This is a genomic window from Photobacterium sp. BZF1, assembly GCF_014349205.1.
GTDB lineage: Bacteria > Pseudomonadota > Gammaproteobacteria > Enterobacterales > Vibrionaceae > Photobacterium.
The window spans coordinates 1-11,659 of record NZ_JACSOF010000182.1 but is presented as its reverse complement, the minus strand read 5'-3'; the positions used below and the strand labels follow the sequence as shown (position 1 = coordinate 11,659).

At 43.3% G+C, this 11,659-nt stretch carries 7 protein-coding genes and 1 pseudogene; 2 read left to right on the top strand and 6 right to left on the bottom strand.

Features of this window, described 5'->3' with window-relative positions; translation table 11 throughout:
• Positions 1-134 precede the first annotated feature (134 nt).
• The 6 genes from BIZ37_RS26815 to pdxY form a co-directional block, all read right to left on the bottom strand.
• Positions 135-1,112, bottom strand: coding sequence for a porin (locus BIZ37_RS26815; RefSeq protein ID WP_187464131.1), 978 nt, complete (start codon positions 1,110-1,112; stop codon positions 135-137).
• A gap of 285 nt (positions 1,113-1,397) precedes the next feature.
• On the bottom strand, positions 1,398-2,621 hold the full coding sequence (gene gltS / locus BIZ37_RS26810; protein ID WP_187464130.1) for a sodium/glutamate symporter: 1,224 nt from the start codon (positions 2,619-2,621) through the stop codon (positions 1,398-1,400).
• A gap of 143 nt (positions 2,622-2,764) precedes the next feature.
• Positions 2,765-4,768: a carboxylesterase family protein gene (locus tag BIZ37_RS26805; protein ID WP_187464129.1), complete on the bottom strand. Its 2,004-nt coding sequence runs from the start codon at positions 4,766-4,768 to the stop codon at positions 2,765-2,767.
• 201 nt (positions 4,769-4,969) lie between these two features.
• A complete protein-coding gene (locus BIZ37_RS26800; RefSeq protein WP_187464128.1) occupies positions 4,970-6,868 on the bottom strand; it encodes a cation:proton antiporter in 1,899 nt (632 codons plus the stop codon).
• Positions 6,869-6,886: 18 nt separating this feature from the next.
• The gene (locus BIZ37_RS26795; protein WP_255526922.1) at positions 6,887-8,032 is read right to left on the bottom strand and encodes a BamA/TamA family outer membrane protein; all 1,146 of its coding nucleotides are present in this window, start codon (positions 8,030-8,032) and stop codon (positions 6,887-6,889) included.
• A 220-nt stretch (positions 8,033-8,252) separates the two neighbouring features.
• Positions 8,253-9,110, bottom strand: coding sequence for a pyridoxal kinase PdxY (gene pdxY / locus BIZ37_RS26790; protein ID WP_187464126.1), 858 nt, complete (start codon positions 9,108-9,110; stop codon positions 8,253-8,255).
• A 300-nt stretch (positions 9,111-9,410) separates the two neighbouring features.
• Between pdxY and aspT the strand changes: the two genes are divergently transcribed.
• Together aspT and BIZ37_RS26780 are read left to right on the top strand one after the other, a co-directional pair.
• Positions 9,411-11,123 carry an aspartate-alanine antiporter gene (gene aspT, locus BIZ37_RS26785; protein ID WP_187464125.1) on the top strand — a complete coding sequence of 571 codons (1,713 nt, stop codon included), beginning with the start codon at positions 9,411-9,413 and terminating at the stop codon, positions 11,121-11,123.
• Positions 11,124-11,211: 88 nt separating this feature from the next.
• Positions 11,212-11,659 (top strand): annotated as a pseudogene (locus BIZ37_RS26780) (bifunctional aspartate transaminase/aspartate 4-decarboxylase); the annotation flags it as partial.

The window sequence follows — 11,659 nt, the reverse complement described above, 5'->3', positions numbered from 1 at the left end:
CATTTACTATTAACATGTGATTAGGGCTTTTTTTTAATTGGCTATTGGCTATTGGCTATTGGCTATTGAACGAGAACAACCCCAGCAATATAAATATTGCTGGGGTTATTTTAAATTAAACAATTATATGTTAATTAAAAAGTGTAGCGTAGGCCCAGACGAACAGTGTCTTCCGCATCAACAGTGCGGATATCACCGTAACCGTCACCGGCATCCAAACGGTTATTCATGTATGACAGGTAACCATACACATTGTCCGCAAAGTCATAGGCTGCAGTCGCTTCGAAGAAGTCAGCCGTTTTGTCACCACCAATTTCTTGATTCTGGTAAGCGCCAATCAGCATGAAGTTATTGTGGAATTTGTACTTCACCGCAAACTCTGTACCGTTGAAGTCATCTTCGTCGTTGTAGCTACCGTTAGTGTATGTCAATGCTGTGTATAGACCACCGCGAGTGTAATTTACACCAGCAATGATTTGGTCTTGATCATCATCGTCATGGACATCATTAGCAGAATAACCTAGTGCAATACCGACGCCCATAGGGAAGCTGTATAGTACAGAAACACCGTAACCGTCTGAATTGTCTTCTTCGCCTAGAATGTAGCTTGCCTGTACATTGGCACCGCCTACTTGAACGCCGTACGCGATAGTGTTATTGACCTGCTCATCACCTGAAGAAATAAATGATTTCTGTGCACCTGTGAATGTTGCAATATCAGACATATCAGAGATTTGTACACCAGCAGTATTCTGACGGCCAAAAGATAGTGCACCCCAGTTACCTTTCAGGCCAGCATACATATAACGCTGATTGAAGCCAGATTCTTTGGAATTGTCACTCGATGATTTGACCGTTTGCTCGCCTTCATAAAAACCGTACGCGGTTAGGCTTTGGTTGATTTCGGTTGAGCCGCCTACATTCAAACGGAAACGGCTTTTGTTCTTCATTGTACCTTCAACTTTACTTCCATCTTCAGTACCATTGAAATCACCACGGAACTCAGCTCGGCCGCCGATGTTCAGCTCACTACCATTCTGGTTATACACATTTGCTGCGGTTGCTGTTGATGCAATACTCGCAAGTGCCAGAGTGATAAGTGTCTTCTTCATTATTGTCTTCCTAATTAGTTAATATAGAGATAATTAAAACGGCAAACATCAATATCTTACCTGCCTAAAAATGTTTAATTGCTTTTTATTTAAAGAATAAGCTTAGGTATCTCATCGATAGCTATGCTTTCTTGCTAAGGAATATAAAGGAAAAGTTTGGGCTGTGATAATCACTTATAGAGGATGGTATCCATCATTTAATTTTTCATCTATCAATCTATTCCACAAAACAAAAAGCCTGCAATTATGCAGGCTTGTTGATTGGATATGTTGTGGTTAAGTGAATTAATTTAAAAAGCCAATAAACCCTTGTAGAATAACAAGGTTTACCATATCGATGAAAAATGCACCAACAATCGGAATAACCACAAAGGCTTGCGGTGACGGCCCATATTGGTTTACTAAAGTCCCCATATTCATAACGGCTGTTGGGGTAGCTCCTAAGCCAAATCCACAATGCCCGGCTGAAATAACGGCAGCATCATAGTTCTTCCCCATCACTTTGAAGGTGACAAAATAGGAGAACAGCGCCAATATGACAGTTTGCACCATAAGAATAATCAAAAAAGGAATCGCTAAATCAAAAATATTCCACAGTTTCAGATTCATTAACGCCATAGATAAAAACAGGTACAAAGAAACCGTACCAATAATATCTGTGGTTTCAGTATCAACGGATTTCGCATCTAACCATTCACAGGTATTGGTGATAACGACGCCGATAAATAATGCATAGACAAAGTCGGGGATCATCAACCAACTGATATCCATACCACTCACAGACTGATGCGCATATTTTGCCCCAGTCACACAGCAGATAATCATAAACAGGTTAATTAGTACTTTCTTAGCTGTTACCCGCTCTACCTTGGTATCGATATAGGTAACAATTTCTGGCATCTGCTGCTGATTTTGCTGTTCACTAAATTCACTCGATAGTTGGTTTCTGCTTATCAAGCGTTTACCAACAGGGCTGCCAATCAAACCACCCATCACCAAGCCAAAGGTCGCCGCCGCCATTGCAATTTCCAGGGTATGTTCTATGCCAAAGCTATCGCTAAACGTCTGCGCCCAGGCTGCGCCTGTGCCGTGCCCCCCAGATAGAGTGATAGATCCTGCAATCAACCCCATCAACGGCTCCAAACCTAGCATTGTCGCTAACCCAACGCCCACGCCATTTTGCACTACGATATAAACCGACGCGACGAGCAGGAATAAGAATACCTTGGCTCCCCCTTTAGCTAACTGCTTAAAGCTTGCTGCCAAACCTACGGTACTGAAGAACATCAGCATCAAGGTGTTTTGTAACGGGAGTTCAAATTCAATGCTGACGCCGTTGAAATGCAAAGCGGTAATGATACTGGCAACAACCAAACCACCAACTATGGGTTCGGGAATGCTAAACCGACGAAATACTGATATGTGATTATTAATCAGTAAACCAAGTATCAGTACACATATGGCGATTAAAAAAGATTCCAGAGCACCAATTGAAAGAAATGTATCCATAGAGCCTCGAGCGTTGTGTTTGCATGTTGTTGCATTAAATGAGGGTGTTTTAAGTCATTAATAGTTATCTTTTGAACGGACAAAAATAAAACAGGAAGGTTGTTTTCACTCCCTTCCTGTTTTACCGCAATACCTGTAAAGCTTTATTTCATGTAATTAAATAAAATATCGTTGTCTTCCAAAGCGGTACATAGCCCCGTGGAGATTGTTTCATCAATACTTTGGTTATATTGGTCATCCCAATTAACCTGTGCTTCAAATTGACCGTCATTGGTTACAACCATTACATCAGTAGTACTGTAGCCGTTGTTAAACAAATCATTTTTAAACCACAAACGTGACATCTTACTTTGCAGAGCACTGTCTTTGCTACTTAATGCCAGCATCTTCTCTTCATTGACGTTGTATTTCTTATTGAAGACAAATGGTAACTCAGAGCTATTACACGCTTTACCGGCAATACAGCCAATAGATTTAAGCGTATTGTTAATCGGGCTAATTATACCTAATGGATCTTGTGAGATATCCTCTGGGAAATCCAAGTCCAGCGGGTTGACCGAAAAACTGGCATTAAAATCATTTTGATATAGAGTCACTGGCGCCGCTTTTTGCTTCTGCGCCACACTGTAAGAGGCACAAGCATAAAGCACATCATTGAGTAATCTATGATGCTTGGTAATATTACCTAATGCCCCATCATCCAGTAATTGCTTGTCATCATTTGGGGCATAATCAGCAATTTTCAGCGCACCTGATGCCGTGTTGTTGAATAAACCAAAGAACAAACGGGGAATAATGTTGTACAGGTTTTGACGTATTACATAGTCTTTACCTGCTAACTTTAATGTTAGTTTTAAGCCTTGTAAATAGATAACCTCTTCATCAGACAGTTCGACGTTATCAATTATGTAATCAATAAGAGTTGAGATTTTTATATTTTCATCAAACTCAGGCAACAACAAATGTTTACCATCATCATCAGCTAAATTAAGTAAAAACGTTAAATCCAACACAGAGGCAAACTTGCTTGAATCATACTTGTTATAGCTCAGCACAGTCGGCACTTGAAATTGGGTCTTATAAGGTTGTTCTACAACTTGTGCTTGCTGACTACTTTGTTCATCTTCACCATCGAGTTCAACATATGGTGCATAGGGCATGACAGCCGATGTATTAGGATCCGAGGTCAGCCAGCCAATCAACTGTTTATCGGCTCGCTTGGCAATTTTTTGTACCTCTAATATTTCTTCTTTAGACAAGGCTTCCAGCGGTTTTTGATATTGAGTTAAAGCGGAATCAGTAACTGTCTCTTTTACCGTTTGTGCTGCTTCAATATCTTTCAGTGCCAAACCAATTGGATTGCTTTGCATAATAGCCCGATCAAAATAATCAAACTGTTTGTTATCTTCGTTGGCAGTAGTTTGCTGGATGATGCCGATAGACATAGCACCCGCATCTTGGCCGAACACCGTGACATTGGCGCTATCACCACCAAAAGTATCGATATTATTTTTCACCCACTCTAAAGCGCGCTTCTGGTCACCAAGACCAAAGTTACCACCTGCAGCATCATTAGTATGTAAGCTACCCAACAAACCCAAACGGTAGTTCAAGCTCACTGCAATGAATGGTTCTGTACGCTCGCCTAATGCAGTATCCGAGACACTTTGGGCAACAATAACGTCACCACGATTTAGCTTGTGCGAGCCAGAGCCAGTTTCAAATGAGCCGCCATGGATGAATACATAAACAGGGAGCTTTGCATTGGCATCCACATTTGCTGGGCGCCAAATATTGAGGTTAAGACAATCTTCAGATTGCGTTGCTGTACTCGCACTCGTCTGCGGACAAGTATTACCAAATTCTTTAGCAGAAATATCCCCTGACAGGTTTACTATTCCACTATGCTGAAAACGATTAGCCTCTGCAAAACGAATACCTTTATAGGCTTCGATTTGCACTTTCTCGGTGTCACCATGGATATTGCGGATTTCAACCGTTTCGCTAACGCCGGTTACGGTGGCATTATCAGCATACACGACCGCGCCTTTATCGGTATTTTGGTTGTTATCTTTATTGTCACTACCACAGGCAGCCAGGCCAATAGCAATTGTTGTTGCAGCCAAGGTTTTAGTAAACAGCTTCATAGATGTCTTCTTGTAGATATAAATGAATTTCAGTTGATTAAAATCGATGCTCAACGTGCTAACAAAATGCCACTAGCCCGTGAATGAGGCGTATTATAAGAGGTATCACCTAAAGCCTGTAATCTGTTATGTAGGATGCCATCCACTGTTTATTTTCCATTATTTATCTAATAGAATCAGTAATTTATACGAAATAAACGGCTAATCGATTTTTCCATTTTCATCATGGTCGCTGCCTTGATGGATAAACTTTTTCATTTTTTCGACCAGTGATTTGTCGACTTCTATAAATGTTTTCTTAACAGATGCAGCCAATTGTTTGGGATCAGCATGATTACGCCAGTTCACACGCCAAGTGTCATAAATGACATCATTATTGTGGGTAACTATTTCCGAAAAAGTGCTGATCCGGACCTCAGCACTGTCTATGGAAAGCCCTGTTTGGCTCAACGCTTTTTTACTCAAGGCTAGCGCCGAATGATATGTTTCGGCCACTACATAGTCGGCACCTGCGTTCTTCAGTTGAAAATAGTGTTTTCTGTCATAGGCTCGAGCAAGTACATAGACTTCGGGGTAAGACTGCTTAACAAAAGTGACGATATTGACCGCTTCTTCGGTATCATCAATAGCAAGCACCAGCATACTCGCTTGCGCAATACCCGCTTTTTGCAACATCCTTAACTGCGAAGCATCTCCGAAGTAGCCTTCGATATCGACACTACGTAGGTTACTGATCCGCTCAGGCTGTCTATCTAACACCGTTGTTTTTATCCCATTAGTCACCAACAGTCGATTAACAACATGGCCAAAACGCCCGACGCCTGCAACAATAACTGGACCAGTGCTATCAAGATCCTCTTCGAGTGGGGTTTCAACTTGAACTGTTTTGTTTACCACCAACCGCTTTTCCAGCCAATAAAACATGCCTGGAGTCAATATCATCGATAAGGTAATAACCAAAGAGAGGAGTTGGGATAATTCATTAGTCAAAGCTTGGCTTTGGAGCGCAAAACCTAACAAGACGAAGCCAAACTCACCAGCCTGAGCAAGGCTTACGGACAGTAATTTACCGTCCTTTGGCGGTAGCTTGAATAATTTAGCCAAAAGCCATAACACAACAGCTTTGATAGCCATGACAGATAACGTAATGGCAATTACCTCAACTGCATGGTCTGTTAGTAGAGTAAAGTTAATATTCGCACCAACAGTGATAAAAAACAGCCCTAGCAACAGACCTTTAGATGGCGCAAGATTGGCTTCGATTTCAAACTTAAATTCGCTATTTGCCAACACCATCCCGGCGAGGAAAGCCCCCAGCGCTGGTGAAAGGCCAACGGCTGTCATCAAACCGGCAACACCAACAACCAACATCAACGATGCTGCAATGGAGATTTCACTCACGCCTGCATTAGCCACAAACCGGAAAAATGGTCGACAAAACACATGACCAATCAACAGCACCAGAATGATTGTGACGGCAATCAACAAACCATGTTCGCCTCCCGACAGACCATCAATGAATGACGTTGAGGCATTTGCTGCGTGTGCAATCGATTGTCCAGCGTCTACATTTAGCTCAGTTGTGGTCGGTGATACCAGCCAAGGAATGACTGCAATAATTGGAATAACCGCGATATCTTGAAAAAGTAAAACAGAAAATGCACCACGCCCACCTTCGGTTTTATTCAGTTTTTTTTCTTCCAGCGTTTGCAACACAATCGCCGTGGATGAAAGGGAGAAGATCATGCCGATGGTCAAGGCCATTTGCCAAATCAGACCCAGTACTATCCCAACGAGCATAATACTGATACTCGTCAATAAGATCTGTAAGCCTCCAAGTCCGACCAAACGATAACGCAACTTCCACAGTGCTTTTGGGTCTAACTCGAGTCCAACCAAGAACAGCATCATTACCACACCAAATTCAGCAATATGCTGGATCCAGTGTGTTTCTTCTCCCACCAAACCAACGACTGGGCCAATGACAACGCCGGCAATTAAATAACCCAGTACCGAGCCCATACCAAACTTTTTGGCAATAGGCACAGTGAGGACTGCTGCGGATAGATAGATGAAAATATGGAATAACAAGGAACTCATAATGTGTACTCAGTAAGGCTAGAAGCCCGAACCCACCTGAAAATACAGTGCGCTGTCCCCTTCATTAAAGGCCACGTCTACCCCCATATGTATTCCGTAACGACGGGCAATTTGGTAACGAAAACCCACCCCATAGGCATCGGTACTGCTCTCAGTGGTAGTAAGTGGGTTTTGCAGCCATCCTTCGTCTTTTGCCTTACCAGCACCGTAAAAGCCCGACACTGTCCAACGGTTATCGATGTGGTACATCAGCTGAGCTTGTAGGGTGGTCACTTCATCACCTTGGTAACGAAAGGCAGAGACCCCGCGTAAGTCTATATAAGGCTTAGATAGCGGTGGCAAAAACCATTCATCGGTTTTCAGGCTTTGGTGTTCACCGGCGACGGCCAGCGTCCACTTATTATTCAGCGGGATGTACCCTTCCCCCTCCAGCTTAAATTGGTCATATTCATAATCGCTGCCAAGTTCCTCGCGATACAAGTCATATTCAGCATTAACCACAAACCCATTCGTGGGATAAAACAGGTTATCAATAGTTTCATACTTGGCTAGCAGGCCAAGGCTCGACATATTGGTTTCCTTGCCCATAAAACCGGTCAGGAATTTATCCACAACCGGATTCGATGACTCCACGGTTGAGCGAGAGTAAAACTGCTTAACCCCCAACAGCAAAGGGGAATCCCCCACCCTGAATTCAGCCTTTTGCAAAATCACCAAGCCGGTAGATTTGGTATCAAAAGCCAATTCATAATCATTGCCCAACAGATTGATATTGTCATAAATATCGATATTGGCATTACCGTAGCCAATTGCCCCAAGATAACGGACTTTATCTTTATTCCAGGTCCGACGGTGGGCAGCAAAAGCGAGCCAAGTACCATTTTCTGTCCCGGCAGCACCAACTACAGTCACCGCTGGCGGAATGAGCTGAGCCCCACCCTCTAACGACTGCTGAGCCAGTTGTTTACGCTGTTTTTTCTCTGATTCCGATTCATGAAGAAAGATCCCCATCGCACCACCACCATAGCCAACCGCAGGTTCTGTGATGATGATCGGCACAGGTAGAAATCCATAAGCGTTTTCTGCAAGGTAATCTCCCATGTCAAATTTACCGTCGACAGGATCAGTAAATGAGATGGCGTTTGCTGCTGGAATAAAAGTCATGGCTGCACTTGCTAAAGCAGCCATGGAAATAAACTGTTTGGACATGAGAAATAAACTATGAATGATAAATATTCAGAAAAAGACTTTCATTAATTGAAAGCCTGTCAGTATTTGAAAAGGTTTAAGGCTTGCCATTCCTAGTACCGAAAACGTTAGCATTAACGCTGGCACCATTTTCTTTGCAAACGCACCAACCAAACTACTGAATTGACGACTCATTTTAAGCAACCCTCTGTAATTTAAAATTACTTTTCGGGAAAAAAATATCGTCCTGAGCAGCAATGGTTTGTAATTCCCACTCATTTAGTTGGTAGGTTTTCTGTAATACAGCAAAGCTGGCATTATTACAAAAATCAAAAGCAATCCGTGAGTTTTGGGTACTCAGATATTTGCCCGTAAATAAAGCCGAGATCAAGTCACCCATACCAACGGGTTGCTTGGCGAAAGTTAAATATGGACGTTTAGCCAACCATACTCCTTCATCAGTGGCCATCATCATAGTGAATTTGTCTTTACTGACGCTATGAAGGTGCTTGACCACAACCAGTTTGGGGCCTTTATCCAATGCCTCCTTGCAAGCAGCAACGGCATCTTGCAAGCTATTGATCTCCATACCTGTAAACTGAGTCAACTCATACTGGTTAGGCACAATGATATCCGCCATTGGCATGAGCCGGTTAATCAATACATCCGCTACCCCCGGCGCAACAATACACCCTTTTGCTGGGTCACCCATTACAGGGTCGCAGGTATAGATAGCCTCTGGATTATGCTTTTTTACCCGCTCAACCGTGTTGATAACGGCATTACACTGCTCAGCACTGCCCTGGTAGCCAGAAAGTACAGCCTGACACTCTGGTAACTTACCTATATTTTCAATGCCATCCACAAGCTGAATGATCTCTTCGGCGGCAAATGCCTTGCCGGTCCACCCTTCTTTATATTGGGTGTGGTTTGAGAATTGCACGGTATGAATCGGCCAGACATCAAACCCCATACGCTGAAGCGGGAATACTGCAGAACTATTTCCTGCTTTTCCATACACAACATGCGACTGAATAGACAGAATACCAGACATATGACCACCAAATATAATAAGTGAGAACGGATGATTGCTTTATAGCCTTCATGCTAAGGCGGCATAGAGTAAAGATACTACCGATAATCTTATAATCGTTTATGTATGATGAAACCCGTCAGTATTAGCAGTTTGAATGATTGACGGGTGACATCCGTCAAAAGTGATTATTAGAATATTAACTCTGACCTTATTATTTTTCACGAACCGGAGCACAAGACATTTATTTATTGCTCCTTTATTTATTCAAGCTCTATTGCAACGAATATAAACCTTCAATAATTAACTCGGTAAAAAGCGATGACATTTATTCAAAACTTAATAAGTAGCTCGCCATTTATTGCCCTATTTTTGACATTAGCCTTTGGTTATTTGATCGGTAAAATTACAATCGGTCGATTTGTACTAGGTGGTGTTGCAGGTACTCTATTAGTAGGTGTACTTATTGGTCAATTTGGCGTTCATATTGATCCAGGCGTAAAAAGCATTTTCTTTGCTCTCTTTATTTACGCTGTCGGTTTCCAAGGTGGCCCCCAATTCTTTAGCGCATTGAGCTTCCGTACCGTCAATATCTTACTGTCAGCAGTAGTGATGACAGTCACAGGCCTACTTTGTGTGCTAGCTGCGGCTGTGATCTTTGATCTTGACCGTGGTACAGCTGCAGGTCTTGCTGCAGGTGGTCTAACCCAGTCTGCCATTATTGGTACCGCCGGTGATGCCATTGCCAAGCTGTCAGGCTTGACGGCTGAAGCCAAGCAACTGATGCAAACCAACGTGGCTGTAGGCTACGCTGTGACCTACATCTTCGGTTCTCTGGGCCCAATTTTGATGGTGACCTGGATTATTCCAACCATCATGAAATGGGATATCCGTGGCGAAGCGATCAAACTGGCTGAAAAAGTATCTGGCGGTAAACCAGAGTTGGCTCCTGGCGAATTTAATGCCCTAACGGATCTAGTCACTCGTGCTTATCTTGTTGATGCTAAAAGTAGCCTACAAGGTAAAACCATCGCTAAAGCCAATGAAAAGCTAATCGATATTGCCATTGAAGTTATCGAGCGTGACGGTCAGAGCCTAGATATTGATAAATACACCCCTATCCAAAATGGTGATGTGGTTATCGTGACAGGCCGCCGCAACCAGGTACGTGAATTTGCCCAAGACATTGGCCGCGAAGTTCCTGTACCAGCGGGCATCGAACTAATTGAAGAGAACCGCCAACTTATTGCGACAGATTCGAAGCTAATCGGTAAAACACTAGAGCAAGTTAAGCGTGAATCAAATGCTGATATCACCCGTGGCGTGTACATCACTGGTTACCAGCGTGGCGGTAATAACATTGAAATTACCCCTGATTTGGTAGTGAAGAAAAACGATGTTATTCAGCTGACTGGTTCAGCCAAAGATATCAACCGTGTTGAGAAAAACATCGGTAAGCGTCTGGGCTCTGCATTTATCACCGACTACGTGTTCTTCGGCCTAGGTATGGTACTGGGCCTGTTGATCGGCATGATCAGCTTCAAGATCGCTGGTATCCCTGTGACTATCGGCTCCGGTGCTGGTTGTTTGATTTCAGGTCTAATGGTTGGTTGGTTGCGTAGCCGTAACCCACGTGTGGCTTCATTCCCACTGGGTGCTGCCAACTTCATTCGTGACTTTGGTCTGGCTATCTTCGTCGGTATCGTTGGTCTAGAAGCCGGTCCTCAAGCAGTTGTAGCTGTTAAAGAACATGGTTTGAGCCTTCTACTACTAGGTGTCGGTGTCACACTGATTCCACAAATCGTTGCTTTCTTCTTCTCATACTATGTGCTGAAGATTCGCAACCCAATTGAAGCACTTGGCTGTGTTTCTGGTGGCCGAAGTGCTAACCCAGCCTTCGCAGCGCTACTTGAAAAAGCAGGTAACTCAACACCGGTATTCACTTTCACAGTGACTTACGCTGTAGCCAACGTATTACTGACGCTCTGGGGCCCAATTATCATCGGCATCATTACTAAAAACGCCGGTATGTAACCCCTACCAAATAATTGAAAAACATTAACTCGAAACTTGAGAGTGCCATTGGGTCGGCCAATGACACTCTTGCAAAGAGAAAAAGATTATGACGACTGAAACTAAAACTATCGACTTTTCAAAATTTGCAGACCTAAGCCCATTCGAATTGAAAGACAAACTGATCGAAGTGGCACAAACGGTTCCTGATCGTACCCTGCTTGATGCTGGCCGTGGTAACCCTAACTTCCTAGCAACCTTGCCACGCCGTGCCTTCTTGCGTCTGGGTGACTTTGCCCTTGAAGAGTCTGAGCGTACCTACTCTTACCTAAACGGTGGTTTCGGTGGCATTCCTGATGGCTACGGTATTGTTGAGCGTTTTGACACCTTTGCTAAGCAAAACGCTAACGCAGAAGGCGTGAAGTTCCTACAAAAAGCATTGAGCTACACCAAAGACCGCCTAGGTATCGACAAGCAGGAGTTCCTTAACGAACTTGTAAATGCCTTCCTAGGCTGTAACTACCCAGTGCCAGACCGCATGCTGACCAACATCGAGC

What these genes read in the sequence shown, in the direction of transcription:
- BIZ37_RS26815 (WP_187464131.1), bottom strand. Translation starts at nt 1,112, where the DNA reads ATGAAGAAGACACTTATCACTCTGGCACTTGCGAGTATTGCATCAACA.
- gltS (WP_187464130.1), bottom strand. Translation starts at nt 2,621, where the DNA reads ATGGATACATTTCTTTCAATTGGTGCTCTGGAATCTTTTTTAATCGCC.
- BIZ37_RS26805 (WP_187464129.1), bottom strand. Translation starts at nt 4,768, where the DNA reads ATGAAGCTGTTTACTAAAACCTTGGCTGCAACAACAATTGCTATTGGC.
- BIZ37_RS26800 (WP_187464128.1), bottom strand. Translation starts at nt 6,868, where the DNA reads ATGAGTTCCTTGTTATTCCATATTTTCATCTATCTATCCGCAGCAGTC.
- BIZ37_RS26795 (WP_255526922.1), bottom strand. Translation starts at nt 8,032, where the DNA reads ATGACTTTTATTCCAGCAGCAAACGCCATCTCATTTACTGATCCTGTC.
- pdxY (WP_187464126.1), bottom strand. Translation starts at nt 9,110, where the DNA reads ATGTCTGGTATTCTGTCTATTCAGTCGCATGTTGTGTATGGAAAAGCA.
- aspT (WP_187464125.1), top strand. Translation starts at nt 9,411, where the DNA reads ATGACATTTATTCAAAACTTAATAAGTAGCTCGCCATTTATTGCCCTA.